Annotated in this window: 21 protein-coding genes; 14 read left to right on the top strand and 7 right to left on the bottom strand. The window is 64.6% G+C overall.

What is annotated here, in order from left to right; all coding sequences use genetic code 11:
- Positions 1-44: 44 nt before the first annotated feature.
- The 3 genes from ABD059_RS09485 to ABD059_RS09475 are packed head-to-tail and all read right to left on the bottom strand — an operon-like array spanning position 45 to position 2,939.
- A complete protein-coding gene (locus tag ABD059_RS09485; protein WP_343879404.1) occupies positions 45-932 on the bottom strand; it encodes a 3-hydroxyacyl-CoA dehydrogenase family protein in 888 nt (295 codons plus the stop codon).
- Between the two features lie 2 nt (positions 933-934).
- Entirely contained in the window at positions 935-1,711 is a 777-nt protein-coding gene (locus ABD059_RS09480; protein WP_343879402.1) for an enoyl-CoA hydratase/isomerase family protein, read from the bottom strand.
- A gap of 10 nt (positions 1,712-1,721) precedes the next feature.
- Positions 1,722-2,939, bottom strand: coding sequence for an acyl-CoA dehydrogenase family protein (locus ABD059_RS09475; RefSeq protein WP_343879400.1), 1,218 nt, complete (start codon positions 2,937-2,939; stop codon positions 1,722-1,724).
- 276 nt (positions 2,940-3,215) lie between these two features.
- On the opposite strand from ABD059_RS09475, the gene ABD059_RS09470 reads away from it, so the two are divergent.
- Together ABD059_RS09470 and ABD059_RS09465 are read left to right on the top strand one after the other, a co-directional pair.
- Positions 3,216-4,331 (top strand): TAXI family TRAP transporter solute-binding subunit, encoded by a 1,116-nt coding sequence (locus ABD059_RS09470; protein ID WP_343879398.1) that lies wholly within the window; start codon positions 3,216-3,218, stop codon positions 4,329-4,331.
- Positions 4,321-6,348, top strand: a complete 2,028-nt coding sequence (locus ABD059_RS09465) for a TRAP transporter permease (protein WP_343879396.1) — start codon at positions 4,321-4,323, stop codon at positions 6,346-6,348. Before ABD059_RS09470 ends, ABD059_RS09465 begins: the two co-directional genes overlap by 11 nt.
- 37 nt (positions 6,349-6,385) lie before the next feature.
- Here the strand turns inward: ABD059_RS09465 and ABD059_RS09460 are convergent, their stop codons facing one another.
- Positions 6,386-7,294 carry a LysR substrate-binding domain-containing protein gene (locus tag ABD059_RS09460; RefSeq protein ID WP_343879394.1) on the bottom strand — a complete coding sequence of 303 codons (909 nt, stop codon included), beginning with the start codon at positions 7,292-7,294 and terminating at the stop codon, positions 6,386-6,388.
- Positions 7,295-7,504: 210 nt separating this feature from the next.
- Here ABD059_RS09460 and ABD059_RS09455 point away from each other — a divergent pair, with 210 nt between their 5' ends.
- From ABD059_RS09455 to ABD059_RS09445, 3 genes are read left to right on the top strand one after another with little or no spacing between them, the layout of a single operon-like run.
- Positions 7,505-8,707 carry a CaiB/BaiF CoA transferase family protein gene (locus tag ABD059_RS09455; protein WP_343879392.1) on the top strand — a complete coding sequence of 401 codons (1,203 nt, stop codon included), beginning with the start codon at positions 7,505-7,507 and terminating at the stop codon, positions 8,705-8,707.
- Positions 8,708-8,743: 36 nt separating this feature from the next.
- Positions 8,744-9,949, top strand: coding sequence for an acyl-CoA dehydrogenase family protein (locus ABD059_RS09450; protein WP_343879390.1), 1,206 nt, complete (start codon positions 8,744-8,746; stop codon positions 9,947-9,949).
- Positions 9,950-9,988: 39 nt separating this feature from the next.
- Positions 9,989-11,167 (top strand): thiolase family protein, encoded by a 1,179-nt coding sequence (locus ABD059_RS09445; RefSeq protein ID WP_343879388.1) that lies wholly within the window; start codon positions 9,989-9,991, stop codon positions 11,165-11,167.
- Between the two features lie 31 nt (positions 11,168-11,198).
- Here ABD059_RS09445 and ABD059_RS09440 read toward each other — a convergent pair whose 3' ends face one another.
- Together ABD059_RS09440 and moaA are read right to left on the bottom strand one after the other, a co-directional pair.
- Positions 11,199-11,462, bottom strand: coding sequence for a MoaD/ThiS family protein (locus tag ABD059_RS09440; RefSeq protein ID WP_343879386.1), 264 nt, complete (start codon positions 11,460-11,462; stop codon positions 11,199-11,201).
- Positions 11,463-12,542 (bottom strand): GTP 3',8-cyclase MoaA, encoded by a 1,080-nt coding sequence (moaA, locus tag ABD059_RS09435; RefSeq protein WP_343879384.1) that lies wholly within the window; start codon positions 12,540-12,542, stop codon positions 11,463-11,465.
- Positions 12,543-12,635: 93 nt separating this feature from the next.
- Here moaA and ABD059_RS09430 point away from each other — a divergent pair, with 93 nt between their 5' ends.
- The 7 genes from ABD059_RS09430 to ABD059_RS09400 all read left to right on the top strand — a co-directional run bounded on the left by ABD059_RS09430 (position 12,636) and on the right by ABD059_RS09400 (position 18,435).
- Positions 12,636-14,219 (top strand): molybdopterin-dependent oxidoreductase, encoded by a 1,584-nt coding sequence (locus tag ABD059_RS09430; protein WP_343879382.1) that lies wholly within the window; start codon positions 12,636-12,638, stop codon positions 14,217-14,219.
- 106 nt (positions 14,220-14,325) lie between these two features.
- Complete coding sequence (locus tag ABD059_RS09425) at positions 14,326-15,687, top strand: molybdopterin molybdotransferase MoeA (protein ID WP_343879380.1); 1,362 nt, start codon at positions 14,326-14,328, stop codon at positions 15,685-15,687.
- 41 nt (positions 15,688-15,728) lie between these two features.
- Positions 15,729-16,214: a cyclic pyranopterin monophosphate synthase MoaC gene (moaC, locus tag ABD059_RS09420; RefSeq protein ID WP_343879378.1), complete on the top strand. Its 486-nt coding sequence runs from the start codon at positions 15,729-15,731 to the stop codon at positions 16,212-16,214.
- The gene (locus ABD059_RS09415) at positions 16,211-16,693 is read left to right on the top strand and encodes a MogA/MoaB family molybdenum cofactor biosynthesis protein (protein WP_343879376.1); all 483 of its coding nucleotides are present in this window, start codon (positions 16,211-16,213) and stop codon (positions 16,691-16,693) included. The genes moaC and ABD059_RS09415 overlap by 4 nt, the downstream gene beginning before the upstream one ends.
- Positions 16,683-17,144: a molybdenum cofactor biosynthesis protein MoaE gene (locus ABD059_RS09410; RefSeq protein WP_343879374.1), complete on the top strand. Its 462-nt coding sequence runs from the start codon at positions 16,683-16,685 to the stop codon at positions 17,142-17,144. Before ABD059_RS09415 ends, ABD059_RS09410 begins: the two co-directional genes overlap by 11 nt.
- A gap of 41 nt (positions 17,145-17,185) precedes the next feature.
- On the top strand, positions 17,186-17,944 hold the full coding sequence (gene dapB, locus ABD059_RS09405; RefSeq protein ID WP_343879372.1) for a 4-hydroxy-tetrahydrodipicolinate reductase: 759 nt from the start codon (positions 17,186-17,188) through the stop codon (positions 17,942-17,944).
- An 8-nt stretch (positions 17,945-17,952) separates the two neighbouring features.
- Complete coding sequence (locus ABD059_RS09400) at positions 17,953-18,435, top strand: hypothetical protein (protein WP_343879370.1); 483 nt, start codon at positions 17,953-17,955, stop codon at positions 18,433-18,435.
- Between the two features lie 5 nt (positions 18,436-18,440).
- Here the strand turns inward: ABD059_RS09400 and ABD059_RS09395 are convergent, their stop codons facing one another.
- Positions 18,441-19,613 (bottom strand): heparan-alpha-glucosaminide N-acetyltransferase domain-containing protein, encoded by a 1,173-nt coding sequence (locus tag ABD059_RS09395; protein ID WP_343879368.1) that lies wholly within the window; start codon positions 19,611-19,613, stop codon positions 18,441-18,443.
- Positions 19,614-19,701: 88 nt separating this feature from the next.
- Between ABD059_RS09395 and dapA the strand changes: the two genes are divergently transcribed.
- On the top strand, positions 19,702-20,649 hold the full coding sequence (gene dapA / locus ABD059_RS09390; RefSeq protein ID WP_343879367.1) for a 4-hydroxy-tetrahydrodipicolinate synthase: 948 nt from the start codon (positions 19,702-19,704) through the stop codon (positions 20,647-20,649).
- Complete coding sequence (locus ABD059_RS09385; protein WP_343879365.1) at positions 20,646-22,337, top strand: ribonuclease J; 1,692 nt, start codon at positions 20,646-20,648, stop codon at positions 22,335-22,337. Before dapA ends, ABD059_RS09385 begins: the two co-directional genes overlap by 4 nt.
- The last annotated feature ends 74 nt before the right edge of the window (positions 22,338-22,411 follow it).

Below are 22,411 nucleotides of genomic sequence, written 5' to 3'. Positions count from 1 at the left end.
AGGATCATGACTGAACGGGCTGGCAGGGCACGAGTGGGGTGCCTCTAGCTGCCTGCGGGGTACTCGTACCAGCCCTTCCCGGTCTTCCGGCCGTAGTGCCCGGCTTCGTAGAGCTCGGCAAGTGCCGGATGTGGCAGGTCGGCGGGATCCCCGGTCTCCTGATGATGGGCCTGCCTGATCAGGTAGGCGACATCGAGGCCCACCAGGTCCATCAATTCGAAGGGGCCCATGGGGTGGTTCAACGCAGTCTTGGCCGCAGTGTCGATGTCTTCAAAACTCGCTATACCGCCGTCGTACAGTTTCAGCGCCTCGGTGCGCAACGCGCCCAGCAGCCGGTTTGCGACGAATCCGGGGATCTCGCGGTTGATCAGGATTGGTGCTTTGCCCAGCCGTGCGGCGAGGCCCATGGCGGTCTCCACTGTCTGCTGGGAGGTGCTCTCGTGGCGCACCACCTCGACGCATTTCATGACCAGGGCTGGATTGAAGAAGTGCATGTTGCAGACCCTGTCCGGGCGCCCGGTGGCATCCGCCACTTTCGATGAGCCCAGCGTGGAGGAATTGGTAGCCAACACTGCATGGGCCGGTGCGTACTCATCGAGTTCCCGGAAGATCTCCCGCTTGATTTCCAGTTTCTCCACTGCTGCCTCAATGACGAAGTCAGCGGTGGAGGCGGCATCCCTGAGGCTGGTGGTGAAGCTCATCCGGTTCATTGCAGCGTCCGCTGCGTCGCGTTCTAGACGGCCTTTAGCGACGCTGCGGTCGAGCCGCAGTGAGAGCTCCTCACTTGCCGGCGCCAGCATCTTCTCCGAGATGTCCTGGACGGTGACCTGATACCCGGCCAGCGCGCCGACCAATCCGATTTGGGAGCCCATGGCGCCCGCACCCACGACGAGGATGTGGCGAATTTTCTGAAGATCAGGTGTGGTTTCCATTGCTACTTTCCTACGTATCTGGCTGAGCGTTTTTCGAGGAATGCTGCGGTGCCTTCGGCTTTGTCCTGGGTGGTGTACAGGAGCGACTGGGCAAGCCGCTCCAGGAGAAGTCCGGTCTGCTGATCGGTGTCGAAGCCGTGCTTCACCACCATTTTGGCCAGGCGGACTGCCAGCGGACCCTTCGCCAGGATGGTGTCGGCGGTTTTCCTCACCGTATTCATCAGGTCCGACGACGGGACGACATCGGTCACCAGCCCCATGCCCAGAGCCTCGGGTGCCTCGACCAGCCGCCCGGTCAGGATGAGTTCCACGGCGCGCCCCCGGCCCACCAGCCTCGACAACCGTTGAGTTCCGCCCGCGCCGGGAATGATACCGAGATTGGTTTCCGGCAGGGCAAACCGGCTACCTTCTGCCGCTATCCGGATGTCACACGCCATTGCGAGTTCGAGCCCCCCACCGAGCGCATACCCGTTAATGGCGGCGATGGTCGGCAGCTCGTAAGCCTCGATGGTGTCGTAAAGCCGTTGCATCCTGCCGGAGAGGCCATCAAGCAGGGTGTAGGTTGCCAGTTGGGTGATGTCGGCGCCGGCAATAAACGCCTTCCCGCCGGCGCCGGTAAAGATCACCGCGCCCACACTTTCGTCGTCAAGGAAGAGGTCCAGGGCGCCGGCGATCTCGTCCAGGACAACCCGGTTGAGGGCATTGCGGCTGTCTGGGCGATTGATGGTGATGATGCCGAGACCGTTGCTGGACTCGGCGTTGATCAGGGTGAATTCCATGACGGCGCCTCTACCTGAACGCCGGGATGCCGGTGAGGTGGCTGCCCAGAATCAGGGTGTGCACTTCATCAGTACCCTCATAAGTGCGCACACTCTCCAAGTTGTTGGCATGGCGCAGTGGCGAATAGTCGAGTGTCACGCCGTTGCCGCCCAGAATGGTTCGGGCCTCCCGGGCAATGGCGATGGCCTCCCGCACATTGTTCAGCTTGCCCACTGAAATCTGTTCAGGCCGCAGGGTGCCTGAGTCCTTCAACCGACCGATGTGAAGGGCGAGCAGGACGCCCTTCTGGATTTCCAGGACCATGTTGACCAGCTTCTCCTGGGTGAGTTGATAGGAGGCAAGCGGCTTGTCGAACTGCAGACGTTCCTGTGAGTAGTCCAGTGCGGCCTGGTAACTGTCACGGGCCGCACCCATGGCACCCCAGATAATGCCGTACCGTGCCTCGTTCAGGCAGGAGAACGGGCCGCGCAAGCCTTTTGCCCCGGGGAGGAGCGCGGTGTCGGGGAGCCGGATATCCGTCATCACGATGTCGCATTGAACCGAGGCGCGCATGGAGAGCTTGGAGGTGATCGGCGTTGCCACGAAGCCGGGGGAGTCAGTGGGCACCAGGAACCCGCGAACACCCTCGTCCGTCATCGCCCAGATCACAGCCACGTGGGCAATGGATGCCAGACCAATCCAGCGCTTTTCGCCACTGAGAATCCAGGACGTTCCATCCTTTCGGGCGAACGTCTTCATGGCGGACGGGTCGCTGCCTGCGGTGGGCTCCGTGAGACCGAAGCAACCGATCGTGCGGCCGGTAGCCATGGACGGCAGCCAATGATTCTTTTGCTCTTCGGAGCCCCACTTGTGGATAGCGCTCATCGCCAGCGACCCCTGCACACTGACGAGGGTCCGAATGCCAGAATCGCCGGCTTCCAGTTCCATAGCGGCCACGCCATATTCGACTGCCGAGCGCCCGGGGCAGCCGTACCCGTGAAGGTGCATGCCCAGCACGCCCAGGTCACCGAGCTCGTGCATGATGTCGGTGGGGAAGGAGGCGCTCTCGTACCACTGGGCGATGTTGGGCTTGATCCTGGTGTCCACAAACGCCCTGACCGTCGCCTGAACGGCCAGTTCCTGGGTACTGAGTAGTCCGTTGAGCTGCAGGACGTCGGAGGTGTCGGGGACGTTCGCGACATCCTGTAGTGCCGAAGCGACAGGGGATTCGTTGAGTGCTGCCGTCATGGGGGTCTCCTTCAAAAATGTAGTGACTGCCCTCACTCTTTCAGGAGTATTACGGCTAATCCAATACCAAATCCGGGACTCATTGATACCCAATGGAAAACAAATCTCCGCGAGGGTCTCTTGTCCATCACTTCATCCAGGGTATGAATCTCTGGCGAATTTGGTATTGGAAGTATGGGTGACCTTTCTGCGAGAGTGACGTAGATAACACTTTCGGGCAACTGATCCATGGCAGCAAGGCACATCGCCGACAGCCGGATCTTATAGGGGCTTTCAATGAAGAAAATCTTGACCTGTACCGTGCTGGCCGGAGTCCTCGTCGCTGGCATCGTGACCAGCAGCTCGCCCGACAGCCGCGCTGACCCGAATTCCCAGCTGGTGATGACTACCTACGGTGTGGGAACCGGAACCTACAACGACCTTGCCGCTGTATCGGACAGTCTTACCCGGGTGCAGGGCACCCAGGTTCGTATCCTCACCTCCGACACATCGATTGGTCGGGTTGCTCCGCTGAAGGCTGGCAGCGCCCAATTCAGCCGGATGGGGGACGAGTACTACTTCGGATTCGAGGGCATCCAGGACTTCTCTAGTGAGAACTGGGGCCCCCAGGATCTCCGCGTGGTCTGGGCACCCATGGGGAATTATGGGCTGATGACCCGCACTGACGCCGGCATCGAAACTTTCGAAGATCTCAAAGGTAAAAAGTTTCCCCGCGTCACGGCCAATACCTCGATCAACATCAAGCTGGAGGCCTACCTCGCCTACGGCGGTCTGACCTGGGATGATGTCGAACCGGTCGACGTAAGCTACAGCGACCAAACCGAGGCTCTGGAAACCGGCAGGCTGGACGTCTTGTTCAGTAGCGCCTATGGCTCCAATCTGGAAGAGCTCGCCAGCACCGTTGACGTCGACTGGATGAGCATGGATGACGATTCCCCCGAAAAGATGGCGGCAGTCAACGAGCTCGCGCCGATGGTGACCATCGGCGAGTTCTCTGGTGCCCCCGGAATGGAAGAAGGGGAGTCGGCCAGGAACTTCGCCTACACAGTGCCGCTGTCCACCTATGCTGACACCGACGAACAGCAGGTTTATGACCTGGTGAAGGCCATGGATGAAAATTTTGACCGCTATGAAAACACCACACCATCCGCAGGGGAGTTTGCCCTCGACAAGGTGCTGACCGACCCGCTGGTGGTCCCGTTTCATCCCGGAACTGTCAGGTATCTCGAGGAGCAGGGCCTGTGGACCGACGAGGCAGAACAGCGAAACAACGATCTTGTTGAACGGCAAGCCGCGTTGCAGGCAGGCTGGGATGCGTTTATCGGACCGGCTGACAAGGGCAATCTGGCCCAGGAATGGACCGCATGGAAGGAAGAACACCTTGACGATTGAGACTGCACCTCCCGCTGGGACTGCGACCGATGAGTCACCGCGGCTGAACGGCGCCTGGCGGACCGTAGTGGTGGCTTTCACCATTCTGGGCATCCTGCTCTCCATGAACCAGGTGTTCTTCTGGAACCTTTTTGGTGTCACTCTGCTCACCCATGCGTACCTCTATTACATGCTCACCTGTTTCCTGGCGATGGCCTTCATCATCTTCCCCGCAACAAAAACTGTTCCGACACCCGTTGACACCACCGGAGCTGGGCCTCGACCAAGGCCTGCCGCGCTGGCCTGGTACGACGTGGCTCTCTTTGCAGCAACGATCGGGGTCACCGTCTACTTCGGCGTCAACGCCGAGACCATCCTGAATCTGGGATGGGATTACGCGGCACCACCGCTGGCAGCCGTCTTCAGCGTGGTGCTGTGGGGGCTGGCGATCGAGGCGTTGCGGCGCACAGCAGGGTCAGCGGTTGCGGTCATCGCGTTCCTGTTCTCCGTGTATCCGATGTTCTCTTCCCGGATGCCCTTCGGATTTTTGCAGGGCATCTCCCATGATTTCCGGACGACCGCACAAATCCATGCTGTCGGAGTGGAAGGCATCATGGGCCTGCCGCTGCAGACCGCAGCCAGCATTCTCATAGGGTTCCTGCTTTTCGGGGTGATCCTCCGGCATACCGGAGGATCGGCCTTCTTCCACAACCTTGCCCAGTCATTGTTCGGGGGCTCGCGCGGAGGCGCCGCCAAAGTCTCAGTGGCCAGCAGTGCTTCGATGGGGATGATGAGTGGCAGTGCCGTGTCCAACGTGCTGACCACCGGGCCCATGACCATTCCGGCGATGATCAAATCCGGGTTTGCTCCGAGATATGCAGGGGCAGTCGAGGCTACCGCCTCGTCGGGAGGATCCATTACTCCTCCCGTGATGGGCGCCGCGGCGTTCCTGATGATTTCGTTTGTGGGTGTGCCCTACAAGGAGATCCTGATCGCCGCCACGATTCCAGCAATTCTTTACTACGTGGGGATCTACCTCCAGATCGATGCCTACTCATCCAGGAAAGGTCTCACCGGTAGGCCAAAGTCTGAACTGCCACGGTTTGGTCCGGTGATGGTTTCTGGCTGGCCCTACCTCGCCTCACTTCTTCTACTGACGGCGCTACTGGTGGTCACCTCCGAGACACAGGCACCGTTCTGGGTGGCGGGGGCGCTGGTGATCTATGGGATGGTCAAGCGCGAAGGACGACTCAACCCGCGTCGGCTGATGGACATGGTCTTCGATTGCGGCAAGACGATCAGTGAAATCCTGGGCATCATCGCCGGAGTCGGTCTTATCGTGGGCGGGCTCAACATGTCTGGGGTAACTCTCTCGCTGGCCAGGGAGCTGCTGGTCCTGGTCGGTGACAACGTGGTGCTGATGCTCATTGCCGGTGCCGTGACCTGCTTCATCCTGGGCATGGGTATGACCGTTTCCGCGGCCTACGTATTCCTGGCAATTGTGATGGTCCCCGCCGTCGTCGAACTCGGTATTGATCCAATCGCAGCCCACCTGTTCGTCATCTATTGGGCCGCAGTCTCCTACATCACGCCGCCGGTGGCGCTCGCGTCCTTTGCAGCAGCCGGGATCGCCGGTTCCGACCCGATGAAAACCAGCGTCTCGGCAATGAAACTGGGGGCAGTGAAGTACATCGTGCCGTTTGGGTTTGCGTTGAATCCGGCGCTGGTTGCCCAGGCCCCGTTGCCGGAGATTGTGATGGCGTTCAGTCTCAGCCTGATCGGTGTCTACGCTCTGGCCTGTGCCTTCGAAGGGTGGGTACTTGGCATGGGTCGACGGTTGCCGATGCTGCTGCGCGTCGTCTCCGCTGTCGCCGGCGTCAGCCTGATGATGCCGGGAGTGGCCGCCGCAACGCTCGGTGCGGTGCTGCTGGGTGTGGTTCTCCTCCTGACCTTCGTGGCCCTCCGCAAGGACGGGCAAACCCCGACGGCGGTGGCGCCCACCCCCGCGGAGGGCCGGCTGCACTCGGTCTCAGAGTGAACGCTGGAGGTGCGGCCTGGGCTGGGAATCGGCCCGCTCAGGCCGGGGACGGCTCCGGCGAAGGCATCAGGGCCTCTGAAAGGCGCAGTACCTCGCGCAGCGCTGGACTGCTGTCATCGCTGCGCCAGATCAGACGCAGCAGGATGGGTTCGGCCGGATCCTCAAGGGGGACAAACACCACCCCCGGGTAGGACACGTTGTCCGGTACAGAGGACACCGTAAGGGCGCAGCCAATGTCTGCGGCGACCAACGAGAGCAGCGTGGACGTATCGGGCGCAGCCTGCACGATCGAGGGCACAAAGCCAGCACCGTGGGAAAGCCGATCGAGATGTTCCCTGAGAACTGCCCCCGGGTCCGGCGGCAAGGCAACAAAATCCTCGGTGGCAAAATCTGCCATCCGGACCGACGTCCGGTGAGCCAGCCGATGGTTTGACGGCAGCGCAATCACCAGAGTCTCCCGGGCCACAGTCCGCGATTCGATCCCCGAGGGTAGGAAGTTCCAGCGGCCCAAACCGATGTCCATGGTGCCCGCGATAACCTCATTCAAGGCAGGGACGGCGTAATAGGAGCTGTAGAGCTCAATGTCGATTCCGGGGTGGGTCTGTCTGACCAGCTTGGCCAGTTTGCCCACCATGACGTGCGAGGACACACCCGCGAAAGCCACCCGGACCCTCCCGGTCTCACCCTTGCCTGCCGAAGTCACTGCCGATCGTGCCCGGCGGCAGGCTGACATGATCTCCTCTGCCGGGGCCAGCAGCGCCTGGCCCGCAGTCGTGAGTTTCACGCTTCGGGTGCTGCGCTCAAAAAGGGTTGCACCCAGCTCGCGTTCAAGATTCTTGATGGTGCGGCTCAGCGGTGGCTGGGCGATGTGCAGACGTTCCGCGGCGCGGCCGAAGTGCAGTTCCTGGGCGACGGCGAGGAAGGCGCGGACTTGCTGTATTTCCATAACCCTGAATTATTGTCGGCGTTGCCACCACGAGTCAATGATTGGGGCTAAAAAAGCTATCAATCACGAAGCCATCGCGATGAAGTCTGGGAAACAGTGCCAAAAGATTATTCCTGAAATCGTAAAAATAGCCGACACAATTTGTATTGGACGCGAGCTTAGGCCTCTGCGAGGGTGGTGACACACGACACATGTGATGGAGGATCAACTATGGCGGAAGCTGCAGCGGACACGCTGAACGAAATCTTTGGACGCACCGGGAGTGGTCCGCTGAGCGGAGTGGTCGTTGCGGATTTCAGCAGGGTGCTGGCAGGACCGTACTGCACGATGCTGCTCGCCGATATGGGCGCCACAGTGATCAAGGTCGAGTCTCCGGCCGGGGACGATGCCCGGACCTGGAAACCGCCGGTACGCGACGAAGAGAGCACGTTCTTCCTCTCCGTCAACCGGAACAAACACTCGATCACCCTGGACTTCAACGAGCCCTCGGACCTTGCCCTCGCACAGCAGCTGGCCGCCCGGGCCGACATAGTCGTCGAGAACTTCAAACCCCATGGACTGGAGCGCTACGGTCTCGACTACGCCGCGATTGCCGACCTGAATCCCACGGTCATCTACGCCTCGATCACGGGCTTCGGAACCGGTGCAGGCGCGGCGCTCCCCGGCTATGACCTCCTGGTGCAGGCGGCCTCCGGGATGATGAGCCTCACCGGCGGCCAGGAGACGGAACCGTACCGTGCCGGGTTGGCAATGTTCGACGTCATCACTGGCTTGCACGCCAGCACGGGAATTCTTGGAGCGCTCCATCACCGCACCACCACCGGGGAAGGGCAGCATGTGGAGCTGAATCTGCTGTCCTCAGCCCTGTCGGGGATGGTCAACCAATCCGCGGCCTATGTCACTGGCGGTGTCATTCCCACCCGGATGGGCAATGAACACCCCAGCCTCTACCCCTACGAGCCGATGCTGACCGGTGACGGCCGGCTGGTCATCGCCGCAGCGAACAATGGCCAGTTTGCTCGGCTCTGCGCCGTGCTTGAGGTACCCGAACTGGCGCAGGATCAACGGTTCTGTTCCGCGGAGCAACGCAACGCGCACCGGTCGGAGCTGCGCATCCTCCTCGAAGTGCAGCTGGCAGCCCGCTCAGCCGAGGAATGGTTCCCCCTCCTTTCCGGTGCGGGGTTGCCCTGTGCGCCCATCCAGGATGTGAAGGGCGGGGTGGACCTTGCCGACAGGTTGGGCCTGGATCCAGTGGTGCTCCCGGGCGAGAACGAACGACAGATTCCGACCGTTCGACACCCGGTGAGTTTCTCCCGGACGCCCGCCACCTACGATTTGGCTCCGCCGATGCTGGGCTCCAGCTCGGATCTGGTGCGCGGCTGGCTTGCCCAGCAGCTCGCCGCAGCCCGCTGACCTTTCCCAGACCCGACGACGACAGATGAGGACCCCATGAGCACCACCGCCCAGAGCGCTGATCCCGTGAACGTTGACTACTACCTTCTTGATGAGCTCCTGTCCGAGGAGGAGGTGCTGATCCGGAAGAAAGTCCGCGGCTTCGTCGATACCTCGGTGCTTCCGGTGATCAACGACTACTGGGAAGCTGCGCAGTTTCCCTTTGAGCTGGTCCCCGGCATTGCCCAGCTCGGAATCGTCGGTTCCACCATCGAGGGCTACGGCTGCCCCGGGCTGAGCAGGCTGGCCGCGGGAATGGTTTCCGTTGAGATGTCGCGCGGTGACGGCAGCCTCAATACGTTCATCGGAGTGCAGTCTGGGCTCTCGATGGGCACCATCAACATGCTCGGCAACGAGGAACAGAAGCAGCGATGGCTGCCCGGCATGGCAACGCTGGACAAGATTGGCGCGTTTGGCCTGACTGAGCCGGACCATGGGTCGGACTCGGTGGCGCTTGAAACCACAGCCCGACGGGAAGGTGAGCATTACGTCCTGAACGGCCGCAAACGGTGGATCGGGAACGCCAACATTGCCGACGTCGTCATCATCTGGGCGCGCGACGAAGCGGACAACAAGGTCAAGGGCTTCATTCTGGAAAAGAATGACGACGGCACCTACCCGGATGGATACACCACCGAACTCATCACCGGGAAAATCGGCAAGCGGGCCATCTGGCAGCCCGATGTGATGATCGACAACGTCCGCATTCCGGCCGAGAACAAGCTCGCCGAGGCTCACTCCTTCAGGGACGTCACCCGGGTACTGACGGCAACCCGCAGCGGGGCATCCTGGGAAGCCGTGGGCCACGGCATTGCTGCCTACGAAGCAGCAGTTTCCTATGCCACGCAGCGGGTGCAGTTCGGCAAGCCGATCGCGGGTTTCCAGCTGGTGCAGAACAAGCTCGCCAACATGCTCTCCGAGCTGACAGCGATGCAGTTGATCTGTTTCCGCCTTGCCACCCTCGCAGATCAGGGAAAAATGACCAGCCCCATGGCCTCACTCGCTAAGATGCATACCGCCCAGAAGGCCCGCTGGATCTGCCTGCAGGCCCGGGACATCCTGGGTGGGAATGGGTTGCTGCTGGAAAACCATGTGGCCCGCCACATGACCGACATGGAGGTGGTGCACACCTACGAGGGGACCGACTCCATCCAGTCGCTGCTGATCGGGCGCGACATCACCGGCATCTCCGCGTTTGCCTGACCCGCCCAGCCAGCCAACACCTCAATCAAGGGACACCCAATGAATGAAGCTTTTCTTGTCGGAGGAGTGAGAACTCCTGTTGGCCGTTATGGTGGCGCTCTGTCATCGGTGCGACCGGATGACCTTGCGGCTTTGGTGGTCCGGGAGTCCCTGCAACGTGCGGGCGTGGACCCGCAGGCCGTCGACGAAGTGATTCTGGGTTGCGTCAACCAGTCCGGCGAAGACAACCGGAACGTGGCGCGGATGGCAACGCTGCTGGCCGGGTTGCCGGACACGGTTCCCGGCCTGACCGTCAACCGGCTGTGTGCGTCGGGGCTGAGTGCCATCCTGATCGCCTCCCAGATGATCAAGTCCGGTGCCGCTGACGTGGTCATTGCAGGTGGAGTGGAGTCCATGACCCGCGCACCGTGGGTGATGGAAAAACCAGTGAAGGCCTTCGCCCGGCCCGGCGAGATTGCCGACACCTCCCTGGGCTGGCGATTCACCAACCCGCGCTTCAGCGACCAGCAGAAGCTGTCGATGCCGGAAACTGCTGAAGAAGTGGCGTCGCTGGATGGCATCACCCGGGAAGATGCTGATGCGTTCGCGGTGAAGTCCCATCAGAATGCCCTGGCGGCCATTGCTGCGGGGCGGTTCACCCAGGAGCTGCTGCCCGTTGAAACGAAGACCGGCGTTGTCGACCAGGACGAGGGTCCCCGGCCAGGTACATCGCTGGAAACTTTGGCCTCGCTTCGTTCGGTCGTGCGGCCGGGCGGGATCGTCACGGCAGGAAACGCGAGCTCACTCAACGACGGGGCGTCCGCGATCGTCGTCGCCAGCGAGAGCGCGGTGAAACGGTTCGGTCTGGTTCCCCGGGCACGCGTCGTGGACGGCGCATCGGCGGGAGTGCCGCCGGAAATCATGGGCATTGGTCCGGTTCCCGCGACGGAGAAGGTGCTTTCCCGAGCCGGCTGGGGGATCGACGATATCGGTGCGGTGGAGCTCAATGAGGCATTCGCCACCCAGTCGTTGGCCTGCATCCGCAGGCTGGGTCTCGACCCGGGCATTGTGAACAGCGACGGCGGCGCCATCGCCCTCGGGCATGCGCTGGGTTCATCAGGGGCCCGGATCGCCATCACCCTGCTCGGACGGATGGAACGCGAGCAGACGGACCGGGGGCTCGCGACCATGTGCGTGGGGGTCGGCCAGGGCACGGCGATGCTGTTGGAGCGCGTCTAGCGCCTGACCCGGGGGTGGAGACGGGCTGAGGCTACCCGCCGGCGAAGGGCGGCAGGATGTCCAGGACGTCGTCGGCGGTCAGCACCCGTCCGCGGTCGCGTGCGGCCACCTCATTGAGGAGGAAGCTGCTCCGGGCGATGACCTCGGGCATCGCCGGCCCGCCCACCCGGACCGGCTGCGGATACCGGGCGCTGATGCGCTCGAGCACTGTCTCAAGCGACTCGGCTGCGAGGTCGAGGCGCTCTTCTGCAACACCGGCTGCGGCTTGCGCGGCACCGAAATATCGAACCAGCATCTAGCCGCCTATCGCGCTCATGCTGCGGTCCGGCTGGACGAAGTCCTCCGAGCCGAGTCCCACATGGCCCATGCCGTGGGCTTTCGGCTTGGCCCACATGGCGTCCTGCCAGCGGGCGGCGATGGCGTCGTCGTCGGCGTCCGAGCGCAACAGGTCCCGCAGATCGGTCTCCTCGCGGGAGAACAGGCAACTCATGATCTTGCCCTCGGCGGTGACCCGGGTCCGCCGGCAGTCGGCGCAGAACGGCTCGGTGACGGAGGCGATAATGCCAACGGTTCCGACGACGATGTCCGGCGCGGCGATCCGCCGCACCTCCCAGCGTTCGGCGGGGGCGCCGTCCCGGTTGCGCGGATCGGAGGTGAGCACGAACTGCTGCTCCAGCAGGGTCCGCATTTCCAGGGCGGTGATCATGCCGTCCCGGGTCCAGCCGTGGTCGGCGTCGAGGGGCATCTGCTCGATGAAGCGCAGCTCGAAGCCCTTGGAGACGGCCCACTCGAGCAGGTCGGGTGCCTCCTGGTCGTTGATGCCGCGCATCAGCACGGCGTTGATCTTGACGAGGCCCAGTCCCACCTCGGCGGCCGCTTCGATGCCGCGCAGCACCCGGTCGAGGAACGGGCGGCGGGTCAGCTGGGCGAACGTGTCGGGGTGGAGCGAGTCCATCGACACATTGATCCTGCTCAGCCCCGCATCCTTGAGCGCCTGTGCCTTCTTGTCCAGTCCCAGCCCGTTGGTGGTCATGGAGATGGGAAGGTCCGCGTGGTTGGCGCGGATGTCGCTGATGATCTGCAGCAGGTCGGCGCGGACCAGCGGCTCACCGCCGGTCAGGCGCAGCTCGCGGACCCCGAGGGTGTCGACCCCGATCCGGACCAGCCGGACAATCTCCTCCCGGGAGAGCACCGCCGATTTCTGCAGCCAGTCCAGGCCCTCAGCGGGCATGCAGTAAGTGCAGCGCAGATTGCATTTGTCGGTCAACGACAGGCGCATGTCAGTGGCCTTGCGGCCAAAACTGTCCATGAGTCCCGGCCCGGCATCCGTGGGACGCTGGACCCCGATATGCGGCATACCCAGTTTAATTCCCATCTTTCGAGATTACGCCCTTTCAGCTGGGCCCACTATTCGGTGGGGGCTTATTCTCGCCTGGCGAACTGAAGGGCGGTCGCAGACGTTGGGCTAATGACGATAGAAGAGACAGGACGGTGCACCGGTATGGGACGGATCAACGGGTGGGCGGCACTGTCCGGGCTGGTGGCGGTGGCGATCGCCCTGATCGCCGCCGAACTGACCGCCGCTCTGGTCAGCCCGTCGGTCTCCCCGGTGACAGCGGTCGGCTCGACGGTGATCGACGTGCTGCCGCCCGGCGTCAAGGACTGGGCGATTGAAACGTTCGGCACGGCCGACAAACTGGTCTTCCTTGGCACCATGTTTGTGATCATTGCGGGGGTGGCCGCCGGAGCCGGAATCCTTGAGTACCGGTGGCGTCGGAGCGGCGCGGCGCTGGTGCTGGTTTTCGGGCTGGCGGGCATCGCCGCCGTCGCTGCGCGGCCGCAGTCCTCGACCGCCGCGTTCGCAGCCCCGGTGGTGGCACTGGTGCTCGGCGTCATGTTAGTCACCGTCCTGACCGACCGGTTGGTGGCCTGGCAGCCACGCCGGGCGGCCGACGTCGGGCCCCCCGGACCGGTGGCACGACGAAGGTTCCTCCAGGGTGTGGGCGTGGGTGGCGCGGCGGCGGCACTCGCGGGGACGGCCGCATCCCTGGTCCGGAGCAGCCAGTCGCTCGTGACGCAGGCCCGGGAACAGATCCGGCTACCGGCACCCGACGCTGTCGCGGGACGGGCCGCGGCGGTCATCCCGGCGGGCGCGGATCTCGGGGTCGACGGCGTGCCGCCACTGGTGACGCCCAACGACAACTACTACCGGATCGATACCGCACTGGTGGTGCCGGTGGTGGACCCTGGCACCTGGCGGCTACGGGTCACCGGGATGGTGGACCGGGAGGTCGAGCTGACCTTCGACGAACTCCTGGCCAAGCCCCTGGTCGAAAGCTACATCACCCTTGCCTGCGTTTCTAACGTGGTGGGCGGTGACCTGATCGGCAACGCCAAATGGCTCGGCTGGCCGGTCCGCGAACTGCTGGCCATGGCGGGTGTGCAGGAGGGGGCCGACATGGTGCTGTCCCGCAGCGTCGACGGATTCACCGCCAGTACCCCGCTGGACGCCATGACCGATGACCGGGACTCGCTGATCGCCGTCGGGATGAACGGTGAAACCCTGCCCGTCGAGCACGGCTTTCCGGTGCGGCTGGTGGTCCCCGGACTGTACGGTTTCGTCTCGGCGACCAAGTGGGTGACCGAGCTGAAGGTCACCCGGTACGCCGACGACGTCGCCTACTGGTCCACCCGTGGCTGGTCCGAGCGGGGCCCGGTGAAGACATCGTCACGAATCGACGTGCCGCGGGAACGGTCAACCGTGCCCGCGGGAACGGTCCAGATTGCAGGCTACGCGTGGGCTCAACACCGGGGGATCGAGGCGGTCCAGGTGAGGGTGGACGACGGGTCCTGGCAGCCCGCCACGCTGGCCGCCGAAATCTCCCGCGACACCTGGCGCCAGTTCAGCGCGGCGCTGGACCTGGCCCCCGGATCCCACACGGTGCAGGTTCGCGCCGTCGACAGCACCGGAGCCGTGCAGGTGGACCGCGCCTCGCCGGTCACACCCGACGGTGCCACGGGCCTGCACACGGTCACCTTCACCGTTTCCTGAGAGCGCCCGGATCTTCCGGCTCTTACCTCCCCGCATCCCCGCCAACGCCGTCGGCAGGGCCTAGGGTGGAGAACCAGAGGCAACCGTCACGGCAGGTAGGGATCCCATGATCAGAAGCGTCGAGGAACACCAGCAGGCAGTGCTGGGACTGCTCCGCTACAGCAGCAGCTACCCGGCCGATAGCCGGACTGACCTGGATGGGGGCGGAACCGAGCTCCCGCTGGCGGCCGCCCGCGGCCGGGTGCTCGCCGTCGACCTGCAGGCTCCGGTCAGCCTGCCCCCGTTCGATAACTCGCAAATGGACGGGTACGCCGTCCACGTCGACGATCTCGGTCCTGCCGGTGGCACATCAGGACGAACCCTGAGGGTGGGCGCCCCCATCCCGGCTGGCATTGAGCCTCCGGACCTGGTGCAGGGGAGTGCGGCGCCCATCATGACCGGCGCCATGATTCCGGGTAACACCGGTGCCATTGTCCCGATTGAACGGGTCACCCCGGCCCAGTTCTACTCAGCCGCCGACTACGAGGCGGACGCGGAACTCACCGTCGACCTGCCCGACACCGTTGAACCCGGCGCCTACATCCGCCGTGCCGGCAGCGACATTCCCGCAGGTGCCACCGCACTGGCTGCGGGGACTCTCCTCGGCCCCGCCCAGCTGGGCCTGCTCGCCGCGTGCGGGATCGCCGCGGTCCCGGTGCGCCGTCAGTTCACCGTGCTGCTGCTCACTACCGGGGATGAGGTCCAGGAACCCGGCAGTACCCCTCAACCGGGGAAGATCTTCGACGCCAACACCACCCTGTTGGAAACCGCACTCCTCGATGCGGGCGCCGCAGTGATCAGGCACCGGCTGATGGATGACAATCCCACCCTGCTCCGCGAGGCATTGGCCGCCGTCGCGGACAGTGGTATCCACCTAATCCTCACCACTGGCGGCATCAGCCAGGGGGCGTACGAGGTGGTGAAGCAGGCGCTGGCCAACAGCAGCGTCGAATTCCTTTCCGTCGCCATGCAGCCCGGCGGGCCGCAGGCGTTGGGCACCATCGGCGGTGTGCCGTTCCTCGGATTCCCGGGCAACCCGGTCAGTGCCCTCGTCTCCTTCGAGATGTTCCTCCGTCCCGCGCTCACTGCCGTCGCCGGCGTTCCCCACCCGCGGGTGGTCCTCACCGCTGCCCTCGAGGAGGAGGTGAGCTCTCCGGAAGCCAAACACCAGGTCCGCCGTGGCTGGTACACCCCACGCGCAGCAGCCGGCGAGCCGGTGGGTACGGTTAGGCTGGTGGGTGGTCCCGGATCACACCTGATTCATGCGCTGGCCGAATCGAACGTCCTGGTCCACCTGCCGACCGGCACCGGAAGCCTGGCGGCCGGGGACCTGGTCTCCGTATGGCTGGTCGACGGGATGCACGGCGCGCCGTCGTTCGGGATTCCTGCAGCGCACCCGCTCGCTGTGGCCGGGCCCGGGAACCCCTGAGCACTGCGCACACCACAGCACTGAGAACCAGTAAGGACAGCATGACCGAGAACTCCAGCCCGGCGTCACTGAGCCACGTCCGGGAGGATGGCAGCGCGCACATGGTCGACGTCTCGGCGAAGGCCGAAACCACCCGCGAAGCCACCGCCCAGGCCGTCCTGCGCACCACAGCGGAGGTGGTGGGGCTGATTACCGCCGGCGGCCTGCCCAAGGGCGATGCCCTGGCCGTGGCACGGGTGGCAGGCATCATGGCGGCCAAGCAGACCTCCTCCCTGATCCCGCTCTGCCACCCCCTGCCGCTGAGCAAGATCACTGTGGACTTCGACGTCCGGGACGCTGCCGTGACCATCAGCTGCGCGGTCAAGACCACCGCCGTCACCGGCGTCGAAATGGAAGCCCTGACCGGCGCGTCGCTGGCCGCTCTCGCCCTCTACGACATGATCAAGGCGGTGGACAAGCGCGCCGTCATCACTGACACGAAGGTCCTGGCGAAGTCCGGCGGGAAGAGCGGAGACTGGACGGCATGAGCGGCCAGCGCACCGCAGCGGTCATCGTCGCGTCCACCCGGGCCGCAGCAGGTATCTACCAGGACGAGTGCGGTCCACTCATCCAGGGCTGGCTCGCCGATCACGGCTTCGCACCCCATCCCACACTGGTGGTGCCCGACGGCGACCCGGTGGGTCAGGCCCTCGGCGCCGTCCTCAGCGACTCGCCCTCAGTGGTGATCACCAGCGGTGGGACCGGGCTGAGCCCCGACGACGCCACCCCCGAACAGACTGAGCCGTACCTCGAACGCCACCTGCCCGGGATCATGGAAGCCGTTCGCCGGCGGGGCGCCGAGAAGGTCCCGACGGCAGCGCTCAGCCGCGGCTTCGCCGGAACCGTGGGACGCACCTTCGTGATCAACCTGCCCGGGTCACCCGGCGGGGTGCGTGACGGGCTGGCCGTTCTCGAACCACTGCTGGGGCACATCTGCTCCCAGCTGGAAGGAAAAAATGACCACTAGCCACGTGGTGCATGTGTCCCTCGCGCAACACAGCATCAGCCTCGATGAGGCTCTAGCCCAGGTCGACGCACCGAACTGCGGCGCCGTAGTGGGGTTTGGCGGGGTGGTCCGGAACCATGACGGTGGCCGGGACGTCACTTCCCTGAGCTACTCGGCCCACCCGAGCGCGGAGCGGATCATCGCGGAAATCGCCGACGCCATGGCCGCCAAATACGAGGGCGTCCGGATCTGGGTAGCGCACCGGGTCGGACCGCTGGCGATCGGAGACCCGGCCCTGGTGGCAGCGGTCGCATCCGCGCACCGCGGCGAGGCCTTCGCCGCCTGCTCGGAGCTGGTGGACACCGTCAAGGAAAAGGTCCCCATCTGGAAGGAACAGTTCTTCACCGACGGCAGCGTCGAATGGGTCGGCGCCGGCAGCGCGGACACCTCCGGGGGGACGGGAGCCTCCTGACCCAAATGGGCAGGGGAGTACCCGTTCAGTAGGCTGGGCATATGACTGAACAACTTGCCGTGGCCGTGCTCGGCGCCACCGGGCGGATGGGGGCGGAGGCCGTCAAGGCCATCGACGCCGCACCGGACCTGGACCTCGTCGCAGCCCTCGGCCGAGAGGACTCGCTGGACACTCTGGTCGCGGCGGGAGCGCAGTGCATCGTCGACCTGTCAGTCCCCGATGCCACCTTCGAGAATGTGGCGTTCGCCGTCGAGCGCGGCATCCACGCGGTGGTGGGCACCACCGGGTGGGACGAGGGGCGTCTTGAGCGACTTACCTCCCTCCTGGCCGACCACCCGGCCACCGGCGTACTGATCGCCCCGAACTTCGCCCTCGGCTCGGTGCTGGCCAGCGCGTTCGCCGCCCGGGCGGCCCGCTATTTCGAGTCGGTCGAGATCGTCGAGCTCCACCACCCCGATAAGGTCGACGCACCCTCGGGCACCGCGGTCCGGACCGCCGCCCTGATCGCCCAGGCACGCCAAAAAGCCGGCGTCCCCGCGAGCCCCGACGCGACCAGCGCCGAGCGCGCCGGTGCCCGCGGCGCCGACGTCGACGGCGTCCGGGTGCACTCGGTGCGCCTGCGCGGCCTGGTGGCGCACCAGGAGGTGCTGCTCGGCGGTGTCGGGGAACAGCTCACCATCCGCCACGACTCGTACCACCGCGAGTCCTTCATGCCCGGCATCCTGCTGGGCGTCCGCACCGTCTCATCCCGCCCCGGCCTGACGGTCGGGCTGGACGGCTACCTCGAACTGGAAGCGTGACCTCCCCCATGGCCGAAACAGCTGGATTCCTTGACGCAGTTAAACGTCACCGGGCCAAAATCGGCGTCGCACTGGTGAGTTTGCTACTCGTCTTCTGGCTGATCATCGCCCTGCAGCGCAGCGTGATTCTCCTCACCGACCCGGACCTGGTTGCCAAGGCACTCGGGCTCGCCTACCTCCTGTTGCCGCTGATCGGCGGCTGGGCGATGATCCGTGAACTGCTGTTCGGCATGCAGACCTCCAAAATGGCTAACGAGCTCGACGCCGAGGGCGGACTTCCGGTCGACGACCTGCCCCGTACCCCCGCCGGCCGGATCGTGCGGTCGGCAGCCGATGCACGGTTCCCGGAGTACCAGGCGGAGGTAGAGGCTGCGCCCGACGACTGGCGCGGCTGGTTCAGGCTCTCCTGCGCTTACGACGCGGCAGGGGACAGGACCAGGGCGAGGCGCTCCATGCGCACCGCCGGGAAACTGTACAACGCGGCCCGCTAGCAGCGCTAGCTGTTCAGGCCCGACCGTGCCGCCCGGGACGCACCCGACGTCAGCAGTTCCAGCGGTCCGCGGGCGTTGATCCGCAGGAACAGGATGCCGAGGACAACAAACACCAGCACCTGTCCCCAGTAGACGAGCGACGGGTCGGGTGGAGGTTCCTGGGCATCAACCACGCTCATCGTCCAGATATGGATGGTGTAGAGCGTCAGGGTCATCGCGCCGGGCCCGGACAGGGGCAGCAACACCGACTCATACCGTCGCGTCGCTAGCAGGCACAGCCCAATGACGAATGCGGAAGTGCCTCCCGTGTGCAGTAGATCCAGCGGAGATCCCGAGTGCGGTGCACTCACAGCCAGCCACCACCACGAACCGGACTGATCGACGCCCGTCAGGCTGACGCTCATCATTGCCTCCAGCGGGTACCGGCTGCCCTCGGGGGTCTGTAGCAGTGCCGTCAGACCCCCCAGTGGGCCGAGGAGGTAGCCGCTGACCAGTTTCGCCGCCGCAGCCAGGGCTGCGCCGGAGACCACCAGCCCCAGTTGCACCCGGAGGTCCCTGAGCGGGAGGCGGCCAATTGCCATGCCGATCAGGATGTAGCTCAGCCACTGCAACGCCGGGTAATACCCGGTCACGGTGATGTCGGCGAAGAGCGTGGCCGGTTCCAGCAGCGTTTCCCAGCGCGGATTACCGCCCAGCGACGGCGGATTGACCGTCCCAGCGATCCAGGGCCGCAACATATAGGCCGCCACCGGCGAAAGGAGCAGCCAGCCGGCAGCCCACCAGACGAGTTGCCTGAACGGCAGCGAGACGAACGGCAGCGCCAGCAGGAACAGCACTCCGTAGTGGAACAGGATGATCGCGATGTTGGTTTCCAGTCCGCCCAGCATCAGTCCGATCACCATGATGACGACCGCCCGTGCCGCGATGCCCCGCCGGTCCATCGACAGCACCGCGCGGTGGTGGATCCGGTTCCCTCCGGTCAATAGGGCAAGGCCAAGGCCGGCGACGACGGCGAACAGGGCCGACGCCTTCCCGGAGAAGACCAGGGCCACCCAGGAGGCATCGGCGGTGCCGGCGATGTACAGGGGAAAAATATGGGTGCTCATCATCCCGAACAGGGCGATACCGCGGGCGGCGTCGACCCCGCTCACACGCCGGGAGACCTTGGGGGATGCCATGATCTGATCGTCTCACAGCGGCCCTGCCTGCCGTGGCGGAAGGACTCAGCGGCGACTTAACAGTTGCGAACCGGGTAACGTTTTACCCATGGCCCTCACCAATTCCCAGACCCTTCCCTTCGGCACCCTCAGCATCGCGATGGTCACTTTGTTCCACGCTGACGGCAGCGTGGACTTCGACGCCACCGCCCAGCTCGCCAACCAGCTGGTCGACGACGGCTGCGACAGCCTGGTCATCTCCGGGACCACCGGTGAGACCTCCACGTTGGAGGACCAGGAGAAGGAAGACCTGTTCCGGGTGGTCGTGGAAGCAGTGGGCGGACGGGCGAAGGTCATCGCCGGCACCGGAACCAACCACACCTCGCACTCCATCGAGATGGCCCAGCGGGCCGCCCGCGCCGGCGTTGACGGACAACTGGTAGTCACCCCGTACTACAACAAGCCCACCCAGGCCGGCGTGCTGGCCCACTTCGAGGCCGTCGCCGAGGCCACGGACCTGCCCATCATGATCTACGACATCCCGGGCCGGTCAGGCATCCCCATCCACACCGAGACCATGATCCGGCTGGCGGACAATCCCAAAATCGTTGCGCTCAAAGATGCCAAGGCTGACTTCGCGGAGATCACCCGCGTGCTCGCCAACACCACCCTCGACGTGTACTCGGGCGACGACGGACTGACCCTGCCCTGGATGATCGCCGGCGCTGTCGGAGTCGTCAGTGTCAGCGCCCAGGTGGCCACCGCGCAGTTCCGGGCCCTGGTCGACGCCGCCGCCGCCGGGGACGTCACCACCGCCCGCCGCATCCACTTCGAGCTGGACCCGGTGGTCCGGGCCGTCATGACCCACATTCCGGGGGCGGTCTCGGCGAAGCAGATCCTCAGACGGCAAGGGCTCATCCCGAATGCGGCGGTGCGCCTGCCACTGGTTGGACCCACCGCCGTCGAAATGGAAACAGTGCTCGCCGACCTGGCGGAAGCGGGGATGAACTTCGACCGCCCGCGCTCCACCCGGACCGCCGACGGAGCACCCGCATGACGGTATCGGCCGCCACCGCACTCATCGCCCCACCGGACCTCGCACCGGGCGTTCTGCGCATCGTCCCCCTGGGTGGTCTCGGCGAAATCGGTCGGAACATGGCAGTGTTCGAGCTGGACGGAAAACTCCTGATTGTCGACTGCGGGGTGCTGTTTCCCGAGGAAAACCAGCCCGGCGTCGACCTCATCCTCCCCGATTTTTCGTACCTCGAGGACCGGCTCGACGACGTCGTCGGACTGGTCCTGACGCACGGTCATGAGGACCACATTGGCGCCGTTCCATATCTGCTGCGGCACAAAAAGGACATCCCGCTGATCGGCTCACAGCTCACGCTGGCCCTGATCGAAGCGAAACTGCAGGAACACCGGATCACCCCCTACACCCTCACCGTCACCGAGGGCCAGATTGAACAGTTCGGACCGTTCGAGTGCGAGTTCGTGGCGGTCAACCACTCCATCCCAGATGCCCTCGCGGTCTTCATCCGCACCACCGCAGGGAACGTCCTGCACACCGGTGACTTCAAGATGGACCAGTTGCCCCTCGACGGGCGCATCACCGACCTGAGGGCATTCGCGCGGCTCGGGGAAGAGGGAGTTGACCTCCTCATGGTCGACTCGACCAATGCCGACGTGCCCGGTTTCACCACCGCCGAACGCGAGATCGGGCCGGTCCTGAATCGGTTGTTTGGACAGGTCACCAAACGGATCATCGTCGCGTCGTTCTCGTCCCACATCCACCGGGTACAGCAAGTGCTCGACGCCGCCGAAGCGCACGGGCGTTTCGTCTGCTTCGCCGGCCGATCGATGGTGCGGAACATGGCCATCGCCGCGAAGCTCGGCTACCTCAGGGTCCCCGAAGGCATTCTCGTGGACATCAAGAACGTAGACGCACTGCCGGACGACAAGGTGGTGCTCATGTCCACCGGCTCCCAGGGGGAGCCGATGGCTGCCCTGTCCCGGATGGCCAACGGCGACCACCGGATCACCGTCGGCAAGGGCGACACAGTGATCCTCGCGTCCTCACTGATCCCGGGCAACGAGAACGCCGTCTTCAGGGTCATCAACGGGCTGCTCAAGCTCGGCGCCGACGTCATCCACAAGGGCAACGAAAAGGTCCACGTGTCCGGCCATGCTGCCGCCGGTGAGCTGCTGTACTGCTACAACATCCTCAGGCCCCGGAATGTCATGCCCGTCCACGGCGAAACCAGGCACCTGATCGCCAACGCCCGGCTCGCCGAGCAGACCGGGATCCCGACCGAAAATGTGCTGCTCACCGACGACGGCTCAGTCATTGACCTGGTCGGAGGGGTAGCCCGGGTGGTCGGGGCGGTGGAATGCGGGTTCGTCTATGTGGACGGGTCGAGTATCGGGGAAATCACCGACGCCGACCTGAAGGACCGCCGGATCCTCGGCGAGGAGGGGTTCATTTCCATCGTCACCGTGGTCAACCGGAGTACCGGCAAGATTGTGTCCGGTCCCGACATTCACGCCCGCGGCTTTGCCGAAGACGACTCGGTGTTCGATGAGATCAAACCCAAAATCAACGCCGCACTCGAAGAAGCCGTCATGAGCAACAAGGACCACACCGTCTACCAGCTGCAACAGGTGGTCCGCCGGGTGGTTGGTACCTGGGTGAACAGGCGCTACCGCCGTCGTCCGATGATCATTCCGGTGGTCCTGGAGGCGTAGGAGCCGGACCCGGCAGCACAGATCGGGCCGCGTATGTCCGGGAAAACCGGGGCTGTGTCCGGTACCGTTGGCAC

Source organism: Arthrobacter flavus, from assembly GCF_039526005.1.
GTDB lineage: Bacteria > Actinomycetota > Actinomycetes > Actinomycetales > Micrococcaceae > Arthrobacter_D > Arthrobacter_D flavus.
The sequence above is the reverse complement of the archived record's forward strand: the minus strand, read 5'-3'. Positions and strand labels throughout refer to the sequence as shown.

Excerpts from the sequence above, each read along its gene's own strand:
- ABD059_RS09440 (WP_343879386.1), bottom strand. The coding sequence starts at position 11,462 with ATGCTGGTTCGATATTTCGGTGCCGCGCAAGCCGCAGCCGGTGTTGCA.
- ABD059_RS09430 (WP_343879382.1), top strand. The coding sequence starts at position 12,636 with ATGACGATAGAAGAGACAGGACGGTGCACCGGTATGGGACGGATCAAC.
- ABD059_RS09385 (WP_343879365.1), top strand. The coding sequence starts at position 20,646 with ATGACGGTATCGGCCGCCACCGCACTCATCGCCCCACCGGACCTCGCA.
- ABD059_RS09470 (WP_343879398.1), top strand. The coding sequence starts at position 3,216 with ATGAAGAAAATCTTGACCTGTACCGTGCTGGCCGGAGTCCTCGTCGCT.
- ABD059_RS09415 (WP_343879376.1), top strand. The coding sequence starts at position 16,211 with ATGAGCGGCCAGCGCACCGCAGCGGTCATCGTCGCGTCCACCCGGGCC.
- moaC (WP_343879378.1), top strand. The coding sequence starts at position 15,729 with ATGACCGAGAACTCCAGCCCGGCGTCACTGAGCCACGTCCGGGAGGAT.
- moaA (WP_343879384.1), bottom strand. The coding sequence starts at position 12,542 with ATGGGAATTAAACTGGGTATGCCGCATATCGGGGTCCAGCGTCCCACG.
- ABD059_RS09475 (WP_343879400.1), bottom strand. The coding sequence starts at position 2,939 with ATGACGGCAGCACTCAACGAATCCCCTGTCGCTTCGGCACTACAGGAT.
- ABD059_RS09450 (WP_343879390.1), top strand. The coding sequence starts at position 8,744 with ATGAGCACCACCGCCCAGAGCGCTGATCCCGTGAACGTTGACTACTAC.
- dapB (WP_343879372.1), top strand. The coding sequence starts at position 17,186 with ATGACTGAACAACTTGCCGTGGCCGTGCTCGGCGCCACCGGGCGGATG.
- ABD059_RS09445 (WP_343879388.1), top strand. The coding sequence starts at position 9,989 with ATGAATGAAGCTTTTCTTGTCGGAGGAGTGAGAACTCCTGTTGGCCGT.
- ABD059_RS09395 (WP_343879368.1), bottom strand. The coding sequence starts at position 19,613 with ATGGCATCCCCCAAGGTCTCCCGGCGTGTGAGCGGGGTCGACGCCGCC.
- dapA (WP_343879367.1), top strand. The coding sequence starts at position 19,702 with ATGGCCCTCACCAATTCCCAGACCCTTCCCTTCGGCACCCTCAGCATC.
- ABD059_RS09480 (WP_343879402.1), bottom strand. The coding sequence starts at position 1,711 with ATGGAATTCACCCTGATCAACGCCGAGTCCAGCAACGGTCTCGGCATC.
- ABD059_RS09455 (WP_343879392.1), top strand. The coding sequence starts at position 7,505 with ATGGCGGAAGCTGCAGCGGACACGCTGAACGAAATCTTTGGACGCACC.
- ABD059_RS09400 (WP_343879370.1), top strand. The coding sequence starts at position 17,953 with ATGGCCGAAACAGCTGGATTCCTTGACGCAGTTAAACGTCACCGGGCC.
- ABD059_RS09485 (WP_343879404.1), bottom strand. The coding sequence starts at position 932 with ATGGAAACCACACCTGATCTTCAGAAAATTCGCCACATCCTCGTCGTG.
- ABD059_RS09425 (WP_343879380.1), top strand. The coding sequence starts at position 14,326 with ATGATCAGAAGCGTCGAGGAACACCAGCAGGCAGTGCTGGGACTGCTC.
- ABD059_RS09460 (WP_343879394.1), bottom strand. The coding sequence starts at position 7,294 with ATGGAAATACAGCAAGTCCGCGCCTTCCTCGCCGTCGCCCAGGAACTG.
- ABD059_RS09410 (WP_343879374.1), top strand. The coding sequence starts at position 16,683 with ATGACCACTAGCCACGTGGTGCATGTGTCCCTCGCGCAACACAGCATC.